General features: G+C 61.2%; 19 protein-coding genes. 6 read left to right on the forward strand and 13 right to left on the reverse strand.

Going from position 1 to position 22,042, the window contains the following annotated elements:
- Window positions 1-66: 66 nt before the first annotated feature.
- From OE747_RS18910 to OE747_RS18945, 8 genes are all read right to left on the reverse strand, one after another.
- Window positions 67-1,137 carry an alpha/beta hydrolase gene (locus OE747_RS18910; RefSeq protein WP_263830063.1) on the reverse strand — a complete coding sequence of 357 codons (1,071 nt, stop codon included), beginning with the start codon at window positions 1,135-1,137 and terminating at the stop codon, window positions 67-69.
- 97 nt (window positions 1,138-1,234) lie between these two features.
- Window positions 1,235-2,359: an ABC transporter permease gene (locus OE747_RS18915; RefSeq protein WP_263830064.1), complete on the reverse strand. Its 1,125-nt coding sequence runs from the start codon at window positions 2,357-2,359 to the stop codon at window positions 1,235-1,237.
- 2 nt (window positions 2,360-2,361) lie between these two features.
- Window positions 2,362-5,127 (reverse strand): ribosome-associated ATPase/putative transporter RbbA, encoded by a 2,766-nt coding sequence (gene rbbA / locus OE747_RS18920; protein WP_263830065.1) that lies wholly within the window; start codon window positions 5,125-5,127, stop codon window positions 2,362-2,364.
- Window positions 5,124-6,170, reverse strand: a complete 1,047-nt coding sequence (locus OE747_RS18925; RefSeq protein WP_263830066.1) for an HlyD family secretion protein — start codon at window positions 6,168-6,170, stop codon at window positions 5,124-5,126. The genes rbbA and OE747_RS18925 overlap by 4 nt, the downstream gene beginning before the upstream one ends.
- 2 nt (window positions 6,171-6,172) lie before the next feature.
- Window positions 6,173-7,063, reverse strand: coding sequence for an LOG family protein (locus OE747_RS18930; protein WP_263830067.1), 891 nt, complete (start codon window positions 7,061-7,063; stop codon window positions 6,173-6,175).
- Window positions 7,060-8,547, reverse strand: coding sequence for an MBL fold metallo-hydrolase RNA specificity domain-containing protein (locus OE747_RS18935; RefSeq protein WP_263830068.1), 1,488 nt, complete (start codon window positions 8,545-8,547; stop codon window positions 7,060-7,062). Before OE747_RS18935 ends, OE747_RS18930 begins: the two co-directional genes overlap by 4 nt.
- Window positions 8,477-9,106 carry a TetR/AcrR family transcriptional regulator gene (locus tag OE747_RS18940; protein ID WP_263830069.1) on the reverse strand — a complete coding sequence of 210 codons (630 nt, stop codon included), beginning with the start codon at window positions 9,104-9,106 and terminating at the stop codon, window positions 8,477-8,479. Before OE747_RS18940 ends, OE747_RS18935 begins: the two co-directional genes overlap by 71 nt.
- Complete coding sequence (locus tag OE747_RS18945; protein WP_263830070.1) at window positions 9,103-9,510, reverse strand: hypothetical protein; 408 nt, start codon at window positions 9,508-9,510, stop codon at window positions 9,103-9,105. Before OE747_RS18945 ends, OE747_RS18940 begins: the two co-directional genes overlap by 4 nt.
- A gap of 173 nt (window positions 9,511-9,683) precedes the next feature.
- On the opposite strand from OE747_RS18945, the gene OE747_RS18950 reads away from it, so the two are divergent.
- From OE747_RS18950 to OE747_RS18965, 4 genes are all read left to right on the forward strand, one after another.
- Window positions 9,684-11,558, forward strand: a complete 1,875-nt coding sequence (locus OE747_RS18950) for a PHA/PHB synthase family protein (protein WP_263830071.1) — start codon at window positions 9,684-9,686, stop codon at window positions 11,556-11,558.
- 38 nt (window positions 11,559-11,596) lie between these two features.
- The gene (locus OE747_RS18955) at window positions 11,597-12,013 is read left to right on the forward strand and encodes a hypothetical protein (protein WP_009573807.1); all 417 of its coding nucleotides are present in this window, start codon (window positions 11,597-11,599) and stop codon (window positions 12,011-12,013) included.
- Window positions 12,014-12,049: 36 nt separating this feature from the next.
- A complete protein-coding gene (locus OE747_RS18960; protein ID WP_263830072.1) occupies window positions 12,050-12,538 on the forward strand; it encodes a cytochrome c in 489 nt (162 codons plus the stop codon).
- A 143-nt stretch (window positions 12,539-12,681) separates the two neighbouring features.
- Complete coding sequence (locus OE747_RS18965) at window positions 12,682-13,149, forward strand: group III truncated hemoglobin (RefSeq protein ID WP_263830073.1); 468 nt, start codon at window positions 12,682-12,684, stop codon at window positions 13,147-13,149.
- A gap of 126 nt (window positions 13,150-13,275) precedes the next feature.
- Here OE747_RS18965 and OE747_RS18970 read toward each other — a convergent pair whose 3' ends face one another.
- Genes OE747_RS18970 through OE747_RS18990 form a run of 5 tightly spaced genes read right to left on the reverse strand, consistent with a single transcriptional unit; the run spans window position 13,276 to window position 20,413 of the window.
- Complete coding sequence (locus tag OE747_RS18970; protein ID WP_263830074.1) at window positions 13,276-13,749, reverse strand: hypothetical protein; 474 nt, start codon at window positions 13,747-13,749, stop codon at window positions 13,276-13,278.
- A complete protein-coding gene (locus tag OE747_RS18975) occupies window positions 13,739-15,367 on the reverse strand; it encodes a BCCT family transporter (protein ID WP_263830075.1) in 1,629 nt (542 codons plus the stop codon). The genes OE747_RS18970 and OE747_RS18975 overlap by 11 nt, the downstream gene beginning before the upstream one ends.
- On the reverse strand, window positions 15,364-18,498 hold the full coding sequence (locus OE747_RS18980) for an efflux RND transporter permease subunit (protein WP_263830076.1): 3,135 nt from the start codon (window positions 18,496-18,498) through the stop codon (window positions 15,364-15,366). Before OE747_RS18980 ends, OE747_RS18975 begins: the two co-directional genes overlap by 4 nt.
- Window positions 18,495-19,799 (reverse strand): efflux RND transporter periplasmic adaptor subunit, encoded by a 1,305-nt coding sequence (locus tag OE747_RS18985; RefSeq protein WP_263830077.1) that lies wholly within the window; start codon window positions 19,797-19,799, stop codon window positions 18,495-18,497. The genes OE747_RS18980 and OE747_RS18985 overlap by 4 nt, the downstream gene beginning before the upstream one ends.
- Complete coding sequence (locus OE747_RS18990; RefSeq protein ID WP_263830078.1) at window positions 19,796-20,413, reverse strand: TetR/AcrR family transcriptional regulator; 618 nt, start codon at window positions 20,411-20,413, stop codon at window positions 19,796-19,798. The genes OE747_RS18985 and OE747_RS18990 overlap by 4 nt, the downstream gene beginning before the upstream one ends.
- Before the next feature lie 167 nt (window positions 20,414-20,580).
- Here OE747_RS18990 and OE747_RS18995 point away from each other — a divergent pair, with 167 nt between their 5' ends.
- Both OE747_RS18995 and OE747_RS19000 read left to right on the forward strand, forming a co-directional pair.
- Window positions 20,581-21,204, forward strand: a complete 624-nt coding sequence (locus OE747_RS18995) for a MarR family winged helix-turn-helix transcriptional regulator (protein WP_263830079.1) — start codon at window positions 20,581-20,583, stop codon at window positions 21,202-21,204.
- Between the two features lie 76 nt (window positions 21,205-21,280).
- The gene (locus OE747_RS19000) at window positions 21,281-22,021 is read left to right on the forward strand and encodes a hypothetical protein (RefSeq protein ID WP_263830080.1); all 741 of its coding nucleotides are present in this window, start codon (window positions 21,281-21,283) and stop codon (window positions 22,019-22,021) included.
- Window positions 22,022-22,042: the final 21 nt, after the last annotated feature.

The raw sequence follows: 22,042 nt of genomic DNA on the forward strand, positions 1-22,042 counted from the left end.
CCGGCTGCCAGCGACTAACCTTGCGCATCGCCTTGCCGGTCAGGAATTGCCCGCAGAACTCCATCTTCAATGCGCAGGAATCAGTACGGCGGCCAAAGGCTCGAGAACGAATGCCCCGGCCTGGACCAATACGGGATCTCTTTCGCCACGCATTCTTGGGAACACCGTGACCAATCCCACAAACCGGCTATGCATCGTCGCGTCTGGTGATGTTACGTCAGATATATCTATGACTCGGATCCCGTTGATTTTCGCCAAGGCCTGTACTCGTGGATCCTGCACGTCGCGGGTGCCGAGCCTGCTACGCGATCCGGTGAGGCGGGCGGAAATCGTCAAAGCACGATCATCTGGTGCGACGAGTAATGTTAACGGTGGATCGAGAGGTCCGATGATCTCCATCTGTCTCCGAAACACATCGATATCGATGTCTGGTGCTGCGAGCACTACATCTCCCAGACGTTCAATCGTCCGGTCCTGACCTGTAAGCCGTAGCTGCCGCAACGCTTCGACGACGAGCATTGCCCCCATGGAGTGTCCGAAAAGGGTAATGCGCCCCACTTGCGGCTGACCCGCAAGCGTGTTGAGGACATGCACCAGATCATCTCGTGAATAGGTGATCGCATCTCGATCGGCAACGTAGCCCGTGACAGATGCCGCCGAGGGCCACGCGAAGAGAACTGGCGCATCATCCAATCCACCATCGGCCACAAGTTGGGCCAAACGGAAGAGCGACTCCTGGAAGTTGTAGTTGTAACCATGGACGAATATGACGACGTCTCGCTTGCCCGGCTTGAGCCGTACGGCACCGGCCGCGACGCTTGCAGTGCCCAATTCTGAAGTCGGTCGAATTTCACGCTCTGTCACGACGAATTTTTTGGCCGGATCTGGGTCGCCCTTTGACCACTCGATACGGGTGAGTTTGTGATTGGGCGGGACGGATAACGTGAACCTCTCGAGTTGCAGCTTGTGAGAGCGCAGATCGGAATAGCTGTGAGACATGACGTCGAACCGCCGATTGGTGACGACGTCAATTGTCACGAAGCTGGCAGCGGAACTCTCGTCTGGCACAACGGCAAGGACCTCGGGACCAGGCCGCAGTGCACAACCCGGCAAAGCCAAGAAGGTCAGAACGAGCAACAGGGGCAAACCTCCAAGGTGCCCCATCTCCCTCGCAACGTCAGCGATCCGCTCTGGCACATGGCTCGTGGGTTTAGGCAAATGGGCGCACATCGCTTCACCCTGCCAAGCTCATGGATCGGCGGAACAGCAGAAGACTGGCCACGAAGAATGTGGTTCCGAGCCCCGCCATCAGCGCAAGTTCGACCCAGACTGAACCCAGACCAGCGCCGCGGAAGACGACGGCTTTTGCGAAAGCCAGAAAATGGCGCGAGGGAAGCGCCAGAGTGAGGCGTTGGACGAGGTCGGGTTGACTTTCGATTGCACCCATCCCGCCAGAGAGCATGATGATCGGAATGATCACCATGATGACCAGCAGCGCGAATTGCGCCATACTGCGCGCCATTGTGCCGAGGAACATACCAATGGCCGCCGCAGCGGCCAGATAGACCGTGGTACCTGCCAAAAGCAGTGCGACAGACCCCTGCATAGGTACGTGAAGCAATCCCTGAACCACGAACAGAAGCGATAGCGTGAAAGCGGCAAGCACCACGATCACATTGGCCAAAACCTTTGAAAGTGCGATCTCCAATGGCGTCAGCGGCATCACCATGAGATGCTCGATCGTGCCTTGCTCGCGCTCGCGCAACATTGCTGCGCCGGTCAACACGATGGTCAGGAGCGATAGCTGGTTAAGAAGCGAAGACACGGATTTGAACCAGACCGGATCACCGTTCGGATTGAAAGCGCGGCGGAGCTCCAACGCCAGTGGTGGGGTAGGCGCATCCGGATTGCCGGTTAGGAAAGCGCGCGTTTCCGCAGCCAGGATATTGGCGATGTAGTCGGTTCCAAGCTGCGCCTGGCTGACGGCGGTCGCGTCGACTTCAAGTTGAGCGACAGGCATCACGCCAGAAATCACATCGGCCTCGAAACCCGGTGGGAAGCCGAGGGTGAACATGATTCTGCCTTCGTCCATCGCCGCCGCCGCTTCTTCGGCACCCAGCAAGAGCGGTTGCTGGAACCAGGGTGGATCGAGCGCATCCGCGATTTGCCGGGTGAGAGTGGAGCCGTCCTCGTCGACGATCGCGACGGCGGCATTGTAGACCGTATCGCCCGCGCCGCTGGCCTCCAGGATAACGGCGACGATGAACGACCACAGGATCAACACCACCATCACCGGGTCGCCCAAGACACTCTTCAGTTCCTTTCCCGCAAGCCAGAAGATGTTGAGAACACTGCGCACCGCTACTTCTCCTGCTTCTTCAGAAGAATGATCGCGAACGCGGTCAGTACCGGACCGAACGCGGCAAGACGCAAGAGATGACCGGACAGGTCCGACAGGCCCAACCCCTTGGTGAAGGTTCCGACGCTCAGGCCCATGTACCAGGTCGTGGGCCAGAACGTGCCGAGGATGCGCGCGGGGCCTTCGAGCGATGAGACAGGCGTGATCATGCCTGAGAATTGCAATGTCGGCATCACCGACAGGATTGCCGCAGCAAAAACGGCGGTGACCTGCGTGCTGGTCATCATGGAAACCAGAAGGCCATACCCTGTGGCGGCGAAGGCATAGACCAACGCGCCGATGACCAGCGCCGCCGGGCTGCCCTTGAGCGGTACGCCCAATACCGTGACCACCAGCACCGTCAGGATCACGAAGTTCAGGAGCGTGATGGCGACATAGACGAGTTGCTTGCCGATCAGGAACTCGGCCCGACCGGTGGGGGTGACGTAGAAATTGGTGATCGTCCCGATCTCCTTTTCCCGCGCCACGCTGACGGCCATCAGGATTGCGGGGAAGAGAAGCAGCAAAAGCGGCGGGATCGAGGGCCCGATGGCGGGCAGGCTCTCCATCGCCGGATTGTAGTGAAACCGCGGCGCCAGTTGCGCGGGTGGGGCCAGGTCCTGCCGGGCTGAAGCACCAAGTCCGGTCAAGGCCAGCGCGGACTGCGCTCCTGTGGTCAGGATGTGTAAATGCGCGCCCTCGACATAGCTTTCCACCGTACCGGCGCGGCTGGTGTCGGAGCCGTCGACCAGCGCCGCGATCTCGGTCGCCTCGCTGCGCCGCACGGACCGCCCGAAATCGAGCGGGATCTGAAGCGCAAGTGCAAGTTCTCCGCTGGCCGTGCGGCGGTCGAGTTCCTCGGCACTGGCAATGGCAGGGCGTTCGAGGAACCATTCGGATTGCTCGAAGCCCGACAGGTAGGCGCGGCTTTCGGGACTCCGGTCCTGATCGAAGGCGGCGAAGGGAATTTCGCGCACCTCCTGCGAGATGCCGAAAGACATGATCAGCAGCAGGACGGCGCTGCCGACGAAGGAAAAAACCAGCCGGACCGGATCGCGCCGCACCTGCATCGCCTCGCGGGTGGTGAAGGCGAAAAGCCGCCCGAGACTGAAGCGGGATGCCGGGTGGGTCGCGGGCGGCACCGTTTCTGACGTCAGTGCGGTGCCGCTGCCCGATGCTTCTGATGGCATAGCGTCCAACATGTGGCCGATAAAGGCGTCTTCAAGTGTTGCCGCACCGCGATCCTCGATGATTTCCCGCGGCGGGCCCGTAACAAGAACCTTTCCGGCGTGCATCAAAGATATCCGGTCACAGCGCATTCCCTCATCCATGAAATGCGTCGAGATGAAGATCGTCACCCCGTCCTTGCGAGCGAGTTCCGTCAGCATGTCCCAGAACGCATCGCGCGCCTGCGGATCGACGCCTGAGGTCGGCTCGTCGAGGATCAGGATATCAGGGCTGTGGATCACCGCGACGGCCAGCGACAGGCGTTGCCGAACCCCGAGCGGCAACGCAGCGGCGGTCTGATCGAGGTAAGGAACAAGCCCGAAATGCGGGACCAGCTCGGCCATGCGCTGTTCGGTCAGGTCGGGGCCGAGATGAAAGAGGCGGGCGTGCAGCAACAGGTTTTCGCGAACCGTCAACTCGCCATAGAGCGAGAAAGATTGCGACATGAACCCGACCCGACGGCGCGCCTCGAGGTTCTGTGCGTCGACCGGTCGTCCGAAAATCCACGCCTCGCCCTCGGTAGCTGGCAGAAGCCCTGTCAGCATCTTCATCGTCGTGGTCTTGCCGCAGCCGTTCGAGCCGAGAAAGCCGAAGATTTCACCGCGCTGGATCTCGAAGCTGACTGCATCCACGGCGGTGAAGTTGTCGAAACGTTTGGTCAGGCCGCTGGCCCGGATTGCTGGCGGGGTATCGCGAGCGGTGGTATGGGCCTGTGCGACACGTGCCTCACTCTGCGCAGTCACATCACCGCCCAGAAGCGCGACATAGGCGGAGCCGACGGTGGCGGTTCCGGTCTGAGCCATCATGTCGCTCGGGTTCGCCTCGGCCAGCACCTTGCCGTCATTCATGGCGATCAGATGCTCGAAACCTTCCGCCTCCTCCATGTAAGCGGTGGAGACCAGGACGCTCATTTGCGGACGATCCCTGCGGATCGCGGCGATCAGATCCCAGAACTGGCGCCGCGACAGCGGGTCGACGCCGGTGGTTGGCTCATCGAGCAGAAGGAAATCCGGATCGTGGATCAGGGCCGCGCACAGTCCCAGTTTTTGTTTCATGCCGCCCGAGAGCTTGCCCGCCGGGCGGTCGAGAAACGGCGCGAGGCCGGTGGCGCGGGTCAGCCGGTCTATGCGCATGGCACGCTCGGCTCGGCCCTGGCCGAAGAGCTTGCCAAAGAATTCGAGGTTCTCGCGGATACTCAGATCGTGGTAGAGGTTCTTGCCTAGGCCCTGCGGCATGAAGGCGATGCGCCGCCCCATCTCAGTTCGGACACCGGCACTGGACATATTCCCGCCCAGCGTCTCGATTCGACCGGTCTGCAGCTTCTTGGCTCCGGCGATGAGGCCCATCAGGGTCGATTTTCCGACGCCGTCGGGCCCAATCAGGCCGACCATGCGCCCCATCGGGATCCTCAGCGTCACATCGCTGAGGGCAATCACTTTGCCATAGCGATGGCTCACCGCCGCCAGAGAAGCGACGGGCCCGGGGTTCTCAGAGCCTGTCATTGCCCGGTCTCGCTTGCGCCGTCACCCGTCACCGGTGCGGGCAAGACTGCCGCCACGGGCGGTGTCAGCCCATCGGGCCAATCGGGCAAGTTGCCATCGGGGCCGACCAGGCGGACCCAGGCGACCCCGCGCACACCTGTCTTGACCTGGGCAAGACGGGCTTCAACGAGGTGCTGCGGAATACGGACGCGAACCCGGAACATCAGGCTTTCGCGCTCTTCGATGGTCTCAACCTGCTTGGGCGTGAACTGGGCTTGTGGTGCGACGAAGCTGACGGTGGCGGGGACAGCGACATCGGGCATGACATCGACGACGATACGTGCCTCATCGCCCAGCCGGACGCGCGGCGCCGAAGTCGCCGGCAGAAAGAACTCCATGTAAACATTGCCGAGGCTCACGAGCGTCAGCACCTTACCGCCGCTGCCCAGAACCTCGCCGAGCTGCGAAAGGCGGTAAAGGACGCGACCAGCCTCGGGCGCATGGAGCGTGCTGTCGGCGATGCGCGCCTCGATCTCTCGCAGGTTCGCGATATCGGCATCGACCGCGCGTTCCTTTGCGCGCGCTTCAGCCTGTGCGGCGGCGAGGCTGGCCTCGGCCACCTGAGCTTCGGTCCGGCGGATGTCGTAGTTCGCCTTGGAGATCACGTCACGCCCGCTTAGCTCTTCGGCGCGCGCGAGCTCGGTTTGGGCGAGCGCGAGGCTCGCCTCGGCCTTGGTTATGCCGGCCTGTGCCACGGCTACTGCGGCCTCTGCACTGGCCACCGCCGCCTCGGCGCGCGCCTTTTGCGCTTCGAGTTCGGTTGTGTCCATGACGGCAAGAACGTCGCCCGCGGCGACGAGATCGCCCTCCTGCACCGCGATCGTGGCCACACGTCCGGGAAGACGGGTCGAGACATCGACGAGATCGGCTTCAACCCTGCCGTTGCCCCGCGCGAACCCCTCTGGCGGCAGGCCGCTCGGTGCCAAGAAGATCGACCAAAGGGCATAGCCCATGAATCCCGCAAGTACAGCGAGAACAAGCGCGATTGAAATCTTGCGTGACATCTTTATCGGTCTCCCTTCATGTCATGTCCTTGGACGATCATCGGCTCGTCAGGAGGGTGACCGCCGTAGAAATCTTTCAGGACCGACACGGCCTGCTCTGCTGTTTCGACGAAGCGGAAGAGGGCGCGATCCTGCGAAGAGATCATTCCCTCATCGACCAGGAAGTCGAAATCGATCGCCCGGTTCCAGAATTCCCGTCCGAACAGGATGATCGGAAGGCTTTGCATCTTTCGGGTTTGCACAAGGGTCAGGACTTCGAACAGTTCATCGAGGGTGCCATAGCCGCCGGGAAAGGCCACGAGTGCCTTCGCCCGCATCAGGAAGTGCATTTTGCGTATGGCGAAGTAGCGAAAACGGAATGCGAGGTCCGGTGTGATGAACGGGTTTGGCCTCTGTTCGCTCGGCAAGGTGACATTCAAACCGGCCGAGCGCGCTCCGACATCGAAGGCACCGCGGTTCGCAGCCTCCATCACGCCCGGGCCGCCGCCCGTGACGATAACGAAATCCCGGCGTCCGGCCCGTTGAAACTGGTGCGAGACGAGCTCGGAAAAACGCCGCGCTTCTTCATAGTAGCGCGACCAATGTACCCGGCGTTCGGCTGCCAGAAGTTGTCGTTCGGATGCCGGGTCCTCCCGGTGGAGCTGTTGAGCTTCTTCCAACTGCTGTTCCGCGACTTCCGGCGAGACGATACGGGCACTGCCAAATACCACCACAGTCGAGTGGATTTCATGGTGACGCAGTGCGCGTTCTGGCTTGACCAGTTCGAGTTGCAGGCGCACCGGACGCAGATCGTCCTCGGCCAGAAAATCCAAGTCCTCGTGCGCCAATCGATACGCGGGCCCGACGAGGATATGTTCGGTGAGTTCTCTTTCGCTTGTCCGGTCGATGGTCATGGGCTTGGGCCTATTTCGAAACATGCACCCGGTTCAGGAACTGTCACCGTCCAGCCCTTCTCGGTTCGAAGCGCGTGCGCGAATTCCAGTGCCGCTGTCTCCTCGCCGTGCACAATGAAGGTCTGATGCGGTGGCGCTCTGAAACCATCCGCCCAAGCCATGAGCGCCTTCCGGTCCGCATGCGCGGACAGCCCGTTGACCGAGTGAATGGCGGCCCGCACCGGGATGTCGTCTCCAAACAGGCGGACCCGCCGGACGCCATCCACAAGCCGCCGACCCAGCGATCCCTTGGCTTGGAACCCGGTGATCATCACAATGGACTCGGGTCGGGGCAGGTTCTGTCGCAGATGGTGACGGATGCGCCCGGCATCACACATACCGCTGGCCGAGATGATTATCGCCCCTGCGCTGATCTGGTTGAGTGCCTTCGATTCGTCGACACTCGATGTGAACTTGAGATAGGGGAGGTCCGCACCCACCTTGTGCCATCCCGCGAGGTTCTTCGCCTGTTCGTCGAACAACTCCAGATGTCGGCGGGTGATCCTTGTGGCTTCGGTCGCCATCGGCGAGTCCACAAAAATCATCAAGTCGCGAAGTCGTCCTTCGCAGGTGAGCCGATGCAGATGGTAGAGCACCTCTTGCGTGCGACCGACTGCGAAGGCGGGCACGATAATATTTCCGCCGTCGCCGTGGCGGGTGCGTTCGACGATCTCGATCATCTCGTCCAGAGTTGTGCTCAGATCCTCGTGCTCGCGGTTCCCATAGGTCGACTCGATCACCAGAATATCAGCATCGGGAATGGGCGTGGGATCCCGCAGGATTGGCCGCCCGGGCTGCCCCAGATCGCCACTGAACACGATCTTAGTTGTTTCGCCGTCCCCTTCGGATATCCAGACTTCGATGATCGCCGAGCCGAGGATATGGCCGGCGTCGCGGAACCGGCAGCACACTTTTCCATGCGGGGTGAGCTTGGTGTCGTAGCGGATCGCGTGAACCTGTTGCAGACAAAGCCTGACATCGTTCATGGTATAGATTGGCTCTGTCGAAGAGGCTGCACCGCGCTTGGATCTGCGCCAGTGCTTTCGAGCGTCCGATTCCTGAATGTGGGCGCTGTCTGGCAGCATGACGCCTAGCAGATCCGCTGTCGCTTCGGTTGCGAAAATCGGCCCGGTGAACCCAGCCTTGGTTAGTTTTGGCAGCAGACCGCTGTGGTCGATATGCGCATGTGTCAGAAGAACGAAATCAATTGATTCCGGGTCGAAACCGAAGGGTTTTCGATTGCGGGCAGGCGCTTCCCGCCCGCCTTGAAACATGCCGCAATCGATCAGAAACCGGACTTCGCCGGTTTCGACCAGGAAGCAGGAGCCGGTGACTTCGCGCGCCGCGCCCAGAAAGCTGATCTTCGGCGCCATGTCACTCCTGCTCCTCGGTATCGCCCGCCCTAGAAATGCCGTGTAGATAAATGTCAAAAACACGTGGCGCATCGGCGCGCATTTTATCCATGTCGCCGGCGATCAGGGATTGCATCACGAGGCCCTGAATGGTGCCAATGAACAGCGTGGCCGCCGCCTCGACATCAAGATTGTCGCGCAATTCGCCGCATTCCTTGCCACTCGTAATCATGTCGCGCAGGCGTGCCGCGTATTGTTTCATCATGCTCTGCGCGAGACGCTTGGCCGGCGTCTGCCGAGCGCCCTGAAGCTCTCCGAACAGCATGCGTGGTGCACCCGGATGATCGGCAACAAATGCGATGTGGGCGAGAAACATCGCCTCCATCTTTCCCGTAGGCGAAGTGATGTCTTTGGCCGCGCGATCGATCCGGGCCATCAGGTTCTTGGCCACCCAGTTCATGACCGCTTTCCAAATCGCATCCTTGTTCGGAAAGTGGCGAAAGATCGCGCCCTGTGTCAGCTTCATGTGCTTGGCAATGGCCGCGGTCGTAATGCTGTCCGGGTTGGAAGATCCGGCCAGGTCGATGACCGCTTCGACCGTAATGTTGCGGCGCTCTTCCGCCGGGATCTTTTTTGGTTTCGTCTTGGTCAATGAAACGTCTCCGTTTGCCATACATATGCAGCCGTCCATATCATCGCGGCCACCATTGAAATGCCGCCGGCCACAACGAGGACCGGCGGAACACCAAAAAGCACCTCTGCCAGAATGCCCAGAGGCATCAGCAGCCCGAGCAGTGCCAACGCGGATATCCAGCGCCCGGTCCGGGTGTCCGGCGCGCGCGACAGGGCGAGACCGACCGCAATATTGATGAGCGCGAACAGGTTGCCGTGAACATGCGCAAGCCGCGATTCGAAATGCGCACCCACCGCATAGTCAGCGATCCACTGCTCCTTGCCCGGCGCGAAATCGCGCAAGAAGATCAGCACGAACCCGTACAGCATGAAAAGCGCCAGGAACGCGAAGCCCGTCACGACATTCGTTTTGCCCGTCAGCATGGGTCTCCTCCTCGGTCAATCGCGGCACTTACCTGCCTTGCCGTGCATCATGGCTTGATTAAATATAGTAATCAATTACTATCTTGATTCGAGATTGTCCAGCGGTGCCGATGCCATTGACCATCGTCTCGAGATCGCCGGCCGGACATCAGGCAATATCGATGGAGCCGCAGATGTCCGACCAGGTGGTAAAACTGCGCAATGCGCAAGGAAAGCAGGGGACAGCGCGAGCGGTGCCTGACCGCTCTACGCGCGACATGTCAGACGCTAAGGCTGAGCCGGAACGGGATGCGGCGATGACGTCTGACACCTATGATCGTCCGGATACACATGATACCCGTCACGAAGCGTTCGACCATGCGGCGCAGGTTTGGCTTTCGCGCTTCACGCATGGGTTGTCGCCCGCCGCCCTCATGAACGCATGGTTCGATTGGGCGACGCATATGGTCGCTGCTCCGGGGAAACAGTTGGAAATCGCCGAAAAGGCTGGAGAAAAGTTCGGTCGGTACATGCGCTATGCAATGGCATGCACAGGTTCGACCAACGCGGTGGCGCCCTGCATTGATCCCCTGCCGCAAGACAACCGGTTTCGCGGCGATGCTTGGAAAATGCCCCCCTTCAATCTGATTCAGCAAGGTTTTCTGATGCAGCAGCAATGGTGGCACAACGTGGTCACTGATGTACCCGGTGTGACCGCTCAGCACGAGCGAGAGTTGCAATTCCTGACGCGCCAGATGCTTGATGTTCTCTCTCCATCCAACTTTCCCGGAACCAACCCCGAGGTTCTGAAAAAGACGCAACAGACCGGAGGTCTGAACCTGATCCGGGGGTTCCAGAACTACATGGAGGACCTGCAGGATCTCATGGCAGGAGAGGCACGCGATGGCGCCCACTCCTTCCAGCCAGGCCGGGACGTGGCGGTAACGAAAGGCAGCATCGTTTACCGCAATCAGTTGATCGAACTCATCCAGTACGCCCCACTCACGGACAAGGTACGACCTGAGCCGATCCTGATCGTCCCGGCCTGGATCATGAAATACTATATCCTCGACCTCTCGCCGCAAAACTCGTTGGTGCGCTATCTGGTCGAGCAAGGCCACACCGTCTTCATGATCTCGTGGAAGAACCCCGATGCGGGCGACCGCGACCTGACGCTCGACGACTACCGCCGGCTGGGGGTGATGGCGGCCCTCGAAGCGATCGGCGGGATCGTCCCGGATCAGAAGGTTCATGCCGTCGGCTATTGCCTCGGCGGTACGCTCCTGTCCATCGCCGCCGCCGCGATGGCGCGCAATGGCGATGCGCGGCTGGCCTCGCTGTCACTGCTAGCCAGTCAGGTCGATTTCACCGAACCGGGCGAACTGGCACTATTCATCAACGAAAGCCAGCTCGCGTTCCTTGACAGCGTGATGTGGAAGCAGGGCTATCTTAATACCACGCAAATGGCCGGCGCCTTCCAGATGCTGCGCTCGAACGATCTGATCTGGTCTCGGATTGTGCGCGAATACCTGATGGGAGAACGCGCCCAGATGAATGATCTTATGGCCTGGAACGCCGACGCGACACGCATGCCGTATCGAATGCATTCGGAATACCTGCGCAAGCTCTATCTCAACAACGACCTTGCCGAGGGTAGGCTCAAGGTTGATGGCCGTCCGGTACATGTTTCGGATATCCGGGTGCCGATCTTTGCCGTGGGCACGGTAAAAGATCATGTGGCACCTTGGCGATCAGCCTTCAAGATCGACATGCTCAGTGACACCGACGTGAGTTTCGCGCTGACCAGCGGTGGGCACAATGCCGGGATCGTCTCCGAGCTGGGCCACCCGCGCCGAACTTACCGGGTGCGGCACCGCAAGGCCGAGGATCTGCACATGGATCCCGACACGTGGCTGAACGAGACGCCCGAGCGGGAGGGGTCATGGTGGCCTGCGTGGGTAGACTGGCTGACCGCGCACTCGGGCGACATGAGCGGCCCGCCGCCGATGGGGTGCAAGGATCATCCGCCGCTCGAAGACGCGCCGGGGACTAATGTGTTTCAGAAATAACGCATCAGCAGACGCTGAGCAGAATTGGAGTGAGAAACATGCAAAACAGGCGATGGGATATCCTGATTGCGGCGGTTGTCGTCACGCTTTTCGGCTTGCTGACGGTGTTGTCAGGCGGGCGCGCACTCTTCGGTGGCCTGGAGGCCCGTGCGGCGGTCGGCGATGCGGTCCCCTTCGTTCTATGGTTCAACTTCCTGGCCGGCTTTGCCTATGTTGCCGCAGGTATCGGGCTCATTTTGCAGACAAACTGGGCGACCAAGCTCTCGATCGCAATCCTCGTCGCCACCGTTCTGGTGATGATCGCCTTCGGAGTCCACGTTCTGCTTGGCGGCGCCTATGAGATGCGGACGGTCTGGGCCATGAGCTTGCGGACCGTCGTCTGGGGCGTCGTTGTCGGCCTCGTGATCCGCAATCCGGACGGATCCACGCCAGAGCCGCTAGACGAACGTCCCTGATTCAGTGAAGTGATGCAGGACCAGGAGGGTCTGAAAGTGTCACACTACAGAAAGACAAACCAGTTCCCGTTCATTGCTGTTGCGTTGGCAATAGCGGTCGGGCTGGGATTTGGTGTGCCAGCGACGGGACAGGATGCGGGGCCGGTTTCCCCGAATCTGACGCCGAAGCTGCGCGATCTGCTGCGCCAGGAGATGCTGTCGATCGAACAGGCCAGCAAGGATATCCTCTCGGCGCTGATCGCCGGAGACGACGCCCGCGTCGCGGGGCTGGCGCAACAGATCTACGACAGTTTCATCCTGCAGCAATCCATGACGCCCGATGACAAACAGGATCTGATGGCCGCGGTACCCAAGGATTTCGTAACCCGGGATCAAGCCTTTCACCGGCTTTCGGCCGATCTGGCACAAGCCGGACGCGATGGCGACAGGGAAGCGCAACATGCAGGTTTCGGTCGGATGATGGAGGCCTGTACCGCCTGCCACGTACGCTATGCAGCGGATCGCTTTCCGATGCTCGCTGAATAGACGGGCTGCGGCCGCAGGGATACGCGATACTCACCCGATCTCCTGCGGATCGTATGGACGGCGCCGACGACAGAGAGAACGAGGTCGTCGGCGCCGTCCAGTTCTTGCGACAAATGTCCGTCGGATCGCGAAGGAGGCGCGACATGTCCGGCGTTTTCACTGTTGAACAGGAGTATTCTCCAAGAACCCGCGCCCAACTGAGGCAGGCGGCCGAAGTATTGGGGATCGACGAGGAATACCTTCGGCGGATGACCAAATTCTTCGTGGCACGCATCCGTGCGGACAAGCGGTTGGGGCGGATAGGTGCGACTGGGACGGCGGACGATGAAGACCGGCAAGTCGAACGGATGGTGGCTTTCTGGTCTTCGATCGCACTGCACAGGGACGTCTATTCCGGTGATCTGGTCACGGCCCATCGAAACCTGAGCGGGCTCCAAAGGCAGGACTTCGACCAGTGGCTGGAGCTTTTCCAAGCCACGCTTGAAGAGACGGCGCCAACGGTGGATGCGGCCAACTATCTCCTGTCGCGTACCGAGATTATCGCAAGAGAACTGGAGCGGATGCTATTCGAATGTCCACGTGAACCCAAAACTCACACTGACGCGAAATAGGTCGATTAGCGGAACAACGAAACGATTCAGGGCCCATTCCAAGGCAGGGTGCCGATTTGACCGCCCGAACGTCCGGGTGCGGCATCGCGATGGATTGGGTTGATGACCCAACAAATGGTAAAAACATCATTCTACCGGGATCAACCACATGCCATTGGAGGCACGATATGTGCGTTCCGGTTCGGTTACAAATGTCAGGCACTCATCCGCTTTTCTCGGTCCGGTCTCCAGTTTGACGCAAAGCCGGTCGCCAGAAATCATCCATCGGCCCGTTCCGGTGCCAAGCGGCGAACGCATCGTGACCGTCCCGTCGATGCCATACTGCAACGAAACCGACAGGATGCCCTTCCGTCCCTGGAAGGTGTGACCGATAATCCGATCTTCGATTGCTGCAGCTGATAGCGTTTCCTGCGCATCGCTCCTCATGCAGAGTGCGATCAGAATGGTGGCCGCCAGGAGGCCGGTTTTCAGGTATTGCGGTAACGGGCATCCCCTGTTGGCTGGACGTCGCCCGACTCTGGATTCGGCCTCAAGGGGCATCCTTGAAGAAAGTCCGTCGGCAAAACGCCCATGAAGTCTGCAATATGCTTCAACCGGCATTATGTTCTCCTTCCTGCTTCGTATCGATGCCTGTCCATGGCTCGATGGGCAGGCGTGTTTTCTCGGGATCACGTGGAGCTTGAGGTTCGCTTCGCAAAGCTTTCAGGAATCCGATTACCATAGCCAAAACGACGAGCGAAAATGGCAGCCCCGCGATCACGACGGCTGACTGCAGCGTGGTCACGCCGCCGCCTGCCAACAAGACGGCCGTCAATGCGCCAATGCCCACGCCCCAGACAATCCTAGGTGTGACCGGTGGGTCAGATTCTCCGAGCGTAAGAATTGTGGTGATCACGAGAATGCCCGAGTCCGCCGATGTGACGAAGAACGTCGCAATCAGAACTGTCGCGATGATGGCCGCCACGGTCGAAAGACCGGGGGTCGCGATGACATCGATGGTTTCATACAGCGCCAAGGTGACGTCGCGGGTGACGGCATCGGCTATTCCTCCGAGTCCATAGAGTTCATAGTGCAATGCCGTGCCACCAAGACCACCGATCCAGATCAGGCTGAACAAGGTCGGCACCAGGAGCACGGCGAACACGAACTCGCGCAAGGTGCGCCCGCGCGAGATCCGCGCGATGAACATCCCGACGAACGGTGTCCATGAAAGCCACCAGCCCCAGTAGAACACGGTCCAGGACTGTTGCCACCCGGACGTACCGGTCACATTGGTCCAGAAGCTCATCTCAATGAGGTGTTGCCCGTAGCTGCCGGCGGTCTGGATTATGAAGCGCAGAAGCCAACTCGTCGGTCCGACGATCAAAAAGAACATAAGCAACCCGACACCGAGCCACATGTTTCCGATACTGAGCCAGCGCACACCACGGCGTACTCCGGAAACCACCGAAAAGATCGCCAAGCTCGTTACAAACAGAATGATCGTCAACTGACGGCCAACCGAATTGTCGATGCCAATCAGCCAGTGGAGTCCAGCATTCATTTGCGCGGCTCCTAGCCCAAGCGTCGTGGCGATTCCAAAAACCGTACTGACGACGGCGAAGGTATCCACCAGATCCCCGCGCCAGCCGTAGATACGTTCGCCGATCAACGGATAGAGAGCAGACCGCGTTGTCAGCGGTAGGTTTCCGCGATAGCTGAAATAAGCCAGCATTGCGCCCATCAGGGCGAAGATGGACCAACCGTGCAGGCCCCAGTGGAACAACGTCAGCCGCGCGGCGTCCACCGCTGCTTCCGCTGTTCCGGGTTTGCCGCTGAACGGATTGCCCTGAAAATGGCTGATGGGTTCGGCGATGCTCCAGAACAGCAGCCCAACCCCGGTGCCGGCCGCGAAAAGCATCGCGATCCATGATACCATCCCGAATTCGGGACGCTCGTTATCCTTACCCAGGCGCACGTTTCTGTAACGCCCTAGACCGAGCCATAGAACGATTACCAGGATGACCGTGACGAGCAGTACATAGTACCATCCGAGCGTGGGCCCGGTTGCGGATCGGACATCGGACAGAGCCTCTGCAACCAGATCCGGGCGCCACGTTCCCAGCATGACCCAAAGCCCGACCAGTCCCGTGGCCGCGGTGGTCGCGCGAGTGTTCAACCCTCGAAACGGTCCTTTTGGAAAGACATGCGGGCGCCGGACCGGCGATGTCTCAATCATGGGGACGTCGCCTCCTTCTCGTCTGACGCAATCGGGTTCTCGTCATTCTTCGCCCGCGCCAGCCCGAGGTCGCCGAGAATGGCGTAGAAGGCTGGCAGGACGATCAGAACAAGGACGGTGGCCGAAAGCAGGCCAAAGACGACCGAGATCACCAGTGGTTTCAGCGTCTGGGCCTGAGTGCTGGTTTCAAGCAGCAGTGGCACAAGCCCCATCATCGTCGTCGAGACCGACATCAGGATCGGGCGAAACCGCGCGCGACTGGCCTGTCCCGCGGCGCGGGCCAGGTCCATGCCCTCCGCGGCGCGCGCCTTGATGACCTGCACCAGCAGGATAGCATTGTTGACCACGATGCCGGCCAGCGACGCGGCGCCGATCAGCGATGGCATCGAGATGTTGTAGCCCATGATCAGGTGCCCCAGCACCACGCCGATGAAGGCCAACGGGATCGACAGCATGACGATTACGGGTTCCACATAGCTGCGGAACTGGAAGGACAAAACCACGTAGATACCGATCAATCCTATGAGGAAACCACGCAGGATCGACGCGACGGTTTCCGCCGAATTGGCGCTCTGCCCGGCAACCTCGAAACCAAGACCCGGGAACTCAGCAGCGAGCCGTGGCAGAAAGCTGTTCGACAATTCGGATACGATCGCGTCGGCATTGCCGATGCGCGTATCGACATCGGCCTGCACCGTCACGGTGCGCTGCCCGTCTACATGGGTAATGGAGGACCAGCCCCGCGCCTCGTCGACCACCGCAACGGTTGAGAGAGGCACTGTGTGGCTGTCCGGTAGGGCGATGGTGAAATCACGCAGATCATCGTGGGAGTCGCGATCTTCCTCAGCCTGCTCAAGCTCGATTTCGTGGGCGATATCGCCTTGCTGCACGGTCGTTATCACCCGACCCAGATAGGCGGCGCCGATCTGATCGGCCACGTCGCGTGCGGTCAGTCCCAGCCCGGTCGCACCCTCGGCGAGACGCAACCGGAGTTCCGGCTTGCCGGGGCGCAGGTCATGGGTGGCATTGAATACTCCGGAATAGGTCTGGACCTCGGCAAGAAGGCTATTGCCGGCCCTGGCCAGTTTCTCCAGATCCGGTGCCGACAGCCGGATCTCAATGGCGATCCCCTGTGGACCGATGCTCGGTTCCATCAGCAGGATCGTCAGGGCACCGGGCACATCTCCGATCTCCTCGCGCCAAAGCGTTACGATCTCATCCAGCGTAACGGTGCGTGTCTCGGCGCCCAGCAGATCGGCGCTGATCGTGGCAACATGCGGGCCGGATTCGCCGGCGGTGGGATTGTAGTTGAAGCGCGTCTGGACGGACTTCACCAGTGCCGCGCCGCCCGGCTGATCGGGCGCAAAGGCGGCATCCACCCGGCCCAATGCGGCGCTCACCCGGTCGGCCACCTCTGCGGTGCGCGCAAACGGCGTGCCCTGCGGCATGAGTATGCGTGCCTCCAGCACGTCGCCGTCGATGGCCGGGATCGCCTCGCGCTTGAGATACCCGCCACCGAGAAGCCCGAAGGTGACGATCAGGGCCGCGATCGTCGCGCCGGTAACGAGGTATCTTCTCCGAATTGCCATGTCCGCCATGGCGCCGATCCGCTTCTCGCGAAACCGTTCGAAACGTGCATCGAATCCCGCGCGGAACCGCGATGGCGGCTTTTCCGCCCCCTTCAATCCGTGGCTCAGGTGATGCGGCAGCACCCAGAAAGCCTCGGCCAGGCTTGCCGCCAGTGCCGCGATCAGCACCATGGGGATCACCTCGAGGATGGCGCCCAGTTCGCCCACCAGGAAGGCCAGCGGGCCGAAGACCGCGATGGTGGTGGCAAAGGACGAGAGCACCCCCGGCATCACCGCCATAGTGCCTTTCACTGCTGCCGCGGTGCGCGAGGCGCCGTCCGCCGCGGCCTCGGCGATGGCGTCGGAAATGACGATCGAATCGTCCATCACGATCCCGATAGCCATCAACAAAGCCACCAGTGTCATCATGTTTAGCGACAGCCCCTGAAGCGCCATCGCGGCGAACGCACCCATGAATGCCACCGGAAGGCCCATGGCCGCCCAAATCGCGAAGCCGGGGCGAAAGAAGAGGCTCATCACCGCGACGACCAGGATCAGTCCCAAAACACCGTTTTCCACAAGCATCGTCAGCCGGTCGCGCACGATGCTGGTCATGTCCTTGACGACGTCCAACCGCAGCGTGTCGGGTAGGGCCAGACGCTCAGAAGCTACGAGCTTCTCGACGCTGCTGAACACTTCCAGCGCGTCGGCTCCAAGCGCCTTGTCCACTTGCAGGTAGACTGCGCGTTGCCCGTCGAGATAGGCGCGTTCCTCCTCTGGCGAATAGTGCTCGGAGATCGACGCGATCTGTCCGAGGGTAAGCTCGGCGCCGTTCGGCCGGGACAGAACGACAAGGCCGGCGAGGCCGGCCGCGCTGCGCCGCTCATCGGTGAAACGGAGGCTGATCTCACGGTCGGCGGTCTCAAGCGTACCGAGGGGGCGGTCGAGGCTCTGTGCGCCGATTGTTCCTGCAAGTTGCGTGACGGTGAGGCCGTGTTGTTCCAGCACCGCCCGAGGCACTGTTATCCGGAACTGGCGCGTTCCGAAGCCGGACATCGTGACCTTCGCCACCCCGGGGAGGATCGACAATTTGTCCTGAAGACCAGCAGCGTAACGTTCCAGATGCGCGGCCGGCAAATCGCCCGCCACGGCAACCGAGGTAACGTTGTCGGTGCGGTGAAGCTCGCGCACGATTGCCGGGTCGGCTTGGTCGGGAAAATCGTCGATCGCCGTCACCTCGGTGCGCAGATCATTCACGAATCTGGCACTGTCGCCTGACGGGGCCATCGTGGCGATGGCTCGCCCAACGCCGCCCTGCGCGGTGCAGGTCAATTCGTCCAGATTCTCGACGCTTTCGACCGCATCCCAGATCCGTCGGCAGATGGCGTCCTCGACCTCTTCGGCCGTGGCGCCGCGATAGACCACGCTGATCTCCGCCTCGACAGGACGGAAATCAGGAAAGGTCTCACGCTTCAGCGTTGGCGCAGCCATCAGACCGGCCGCGAAAATAAGCACGAGTAACAGGTTGGCGGCCGTGGGGTGCCCGGCGAACCAGCGGATCATTCCGAGCCCTCCGCCGGTTCGACGATCATGCCCGGGATCGCCGGCATCAGATCATCGACTATAACGTCTTCGCCCGCTGCGATGCCACCATCCAGCACCACAATGCCCGACTGCCGCCAGTCTACCGATACCGTGCGCTCCTCTAGGCGGCCTTCTTCGTTTCGAAGATAAACCACGTCGCCCTCATGGATTGCACCATCGGGCAGAGTGATGCGCGCCGGTTCTTCGGGCCCGGTGAGGATGACCTCGACATACATGTTCGGCACCAGTGGCAGGCGCAGCGGCGGGTTCGCCCCGGCATAGGGATTATCCACAGCGATGACAGCGGGAACCGACCGGGCCTGCGGATCGAGTGCGCTTTCCACCCGCACCAACCGGCCCGTCCATGTTTGGGATGGGTCGGACACAAGACGCACCTCAGCGACAATGTCTGCGAACCGTTCGGAAAGATCCGAAATCGTCATTGGGCCGTTTCCGGTCGCGCCGCTCAGCAGACGGCGGAACGAGTCTACCGGAATCTGTGCCGTGATCTCGGCCTGGCCGATGTCGTCGGCCGCGACCAGAGACTGACCGGCGCTCACGAACTGGTGGTGCTCGACATGCACCTCACTGATCCGGAGATCGAATGGTGCCGAGATATCAGTCTTGTCGAGGTCACGCGCTGCGCGGGCCAGAATGGTTCTCGTCCGCGCAACCTGGGCCTCAAGTCGTGCGCGGCGTGAGGGAATCAGCGCATTGGCATTGCGCAACTCCTCCACACCCCGACGCACCTGCAAGGTGGTGCGTTCCTGGGCGTCGAGCGTAGACTGGGCTGCGACTCCACGCTCAGACAGGTCGCGCACCCGCGCCAGTTCGGCCTCTGCCAGCGTCAGCCGGTCTTCTTCCAGGGCCAGAAGACGGCTGGTGTTTCCCTCGTCAACGCCCAGTTGCGCGGTGTCCGCTTCCAATGCGGCCAGATCGGCCTCGGCCTGAGCAATGGCCAGTTCGTAACCCGTTGGGTCGATCCGGAGAACCTTTGTCCCTTCACCGATAACATTGCCGGTCTCCAGATCGGGATGACGCCAGACGATCGTTCCTGCAACCTCGGCCACCGCTTCCCAGTTTCGCGCCGCCTGCACATTGCCGTACCCCCGCACGGTGGTCCGCACACGCGTCATCTCAGCGATCACAATGCGGGCAACGACGCTGCGCTCGGATTGGTCTATCCGCGCCGGAGGTTCCGCCGTTGAGATAAGCCATGCAGCGGCGCCGACGCCGATGGCGACCGGTGGTGCGAGTTTCAATAGGCTTGGAATTTTCACGATCTGTCTCCCCCGGCTTCCAGTCCGGACAGGCGAAGCTGCAGCCCGATCAGCCGATCACCTTCTGCCACCAGATCGAAACCGCGTCCGGTCAGCGACCAGCGCAATACGCAATCCTGAACCACTCCGAGTAGTAAGGACTCCATATCGAGTGTATCGATCTGAAGGAGGCGGCCGCATTCCTGCGCCGCTGCGGAGAGTTCTTCCGTGATGCGCAATCGGAGCGCCGTCATGATACGGACATGTATCGGATGGACGACTTCTTCGGCGGCGAGACGTCCGGTTGAAAACAGCAGTGTCGGGATCGCCGGATAATCTTCGATCAGCTTAAGTTGTGCCAACAGAGTCTTGCGGACTCGGACGACTGCCGGGTCGCCTTCCTGACTCGCACGTTCCCAGGAGTGGCGGGCAAGTCGCTCGATTTCCGTCAGAACTGCAATCCAGAGATCATTCTTGGTGGGGAAGTGCCGGAAGAGGCCGGCTTGGGTGATGCCAATATGATCGGCAATCGTCTGAGCGGACAAACCACCTTCACCCAATTCGGACAGCAGACGAAGGGTCATTTCCACGATTTCCTGTTGACGCTCAGCCGCTGGTTTCCTGGCAGTGGTCATCTGGTTACCTCTAAAGATAGTGATTAATTACTATCTTATTTGCCCAGATGCAATAGCGTTTAGAAACGACAACAAAACGGGTTCGAAACTGGTGAGCGGTACGAGCAGGATGAAAATGCAGTTGCCTAATACGTAGGAGTCCTATTTAATATGCTTGGAGGATCGAAATGGATTCAGACTCGAAGCACATTATCACGGCATTGCAACGACTTGCGATGTTCTGGCGCGCGAACCAGTGGCTCGTGGCCAAGGATTTCGCCCTGAACCCGACCCAATGCGAAGTCCTGACGCGCGTGGCGGCGAAGCCAGAACGAGCGATCGTTCTGGCGGATGCGTTTGGAATCTCGCAGGCCAGCCTGAGCGACAGCATCGCGGCTCTTGATCGCAAGGGGCTTGTACGGCGCCGACGCGATCCCGACGATGGGCGCGCACGGACGATCGAGGCGACGCGGGCGGGCACATCCCTGGCCGAGCGGATGCCGGATGCCCCCGCGGCGATGCGAGATGCGATCGCCGGGCTTGCCGAGGAGGATCGGGCAGGGCTGCTGCGCTGCCTGTCATTGATCATCCGCTCGCTTCAGGAGGCAGAGGCGATCCCGGTGCAGCGGATGTGTCTCACCTGCCGCCATTTCCGCCCGCATGTCCATTCCGACCCGGCACGACCGCACCATTGCCGCTTCGTCGACGCCGCTTTCGGCGATGGCGGCCTGAGGCTCGATTGTGCGGATCACGAGACCGCCACGGAGGAGGAGGCCGCCCGCAATCGGGCGCGCCTGTCTGCCGTGGGGTGAGTGGGGCGCCCGGATAACCGCTGCAACGGCCCGGACGCCCCGAATGCAACCCCTCTGTCACGAAAGGAAGCTTCCCATGATTACACGAAACCGAAGACTTTACCATGCCACCGCAGCCTGTGTCGCGCTTGCCGCCGGCGTAGCGAGCGGGCATGAATTGCCGGGGGCAACGGGCAACGCAGAACGCACCGCCTTCGACATCGTCGCCGCGAATATCACCACTGAGGGCCGCAACGCGGTCTTCACCATGTCGGTCGCGGGCACGCCGGGCGAAGATATGCCGGACCCCGTCGGCGCTCTCGGCGGCGCGCCGGTCTTCTCCTATGTCTGGCCGACGACGCTTGACCCCGCCGAGGTGGGCTTCGAGGCTGGCGCGGGCATCCTCGCCTTCGCCGTCACGATCCACCCCGATTTCGACGACACCCCTCTGTTCGACGAAACCGGCTCCGGCACGACGGACGGCGATGGCGGCGCCTGGCACAGCCATTGGGTCGTGCTTGGCCCCGATGAGGCCTGCGGGCCCGGCGCGCTCAAGGTCATCGACATCCCCGAAGGGGCCTCACCGGCGCTGCCCCTGACCTGGCCGGGCCTGCCGATCCTGATCGATTCTCCCGGTTGGTCGCCGGTCTTTGCCGGGCCGACATTGAGCGTGACAGTGCCGTTCGCCGATATTGGTGCGGTGGACGCGGCGCGCTTCGACGGCGTGACAGCGGCCTTGCGGGTCAACGCCAATGTCCATGCGCCGCTGCTTTGCGTGACGGACGTGTTCGACGTCGCCTCGGGCGATCTGAGCCTGCCAGGCAAGGTCGGAGAATGACAGATCGGGGCGCGGGCTGGT

Origin of the sequence: Ruegeria aquimaris (assembly GCF_025751555.1) — a bacterium.
In the GTDB taxonomy this organism is placed as follows: Bacteria; Pseudomonadota; Alphaproteobacteria; order Rhodobacterales; family Rhodobacteraceae; genus Ruegeria_B; species Ruegeria_B aquimaris.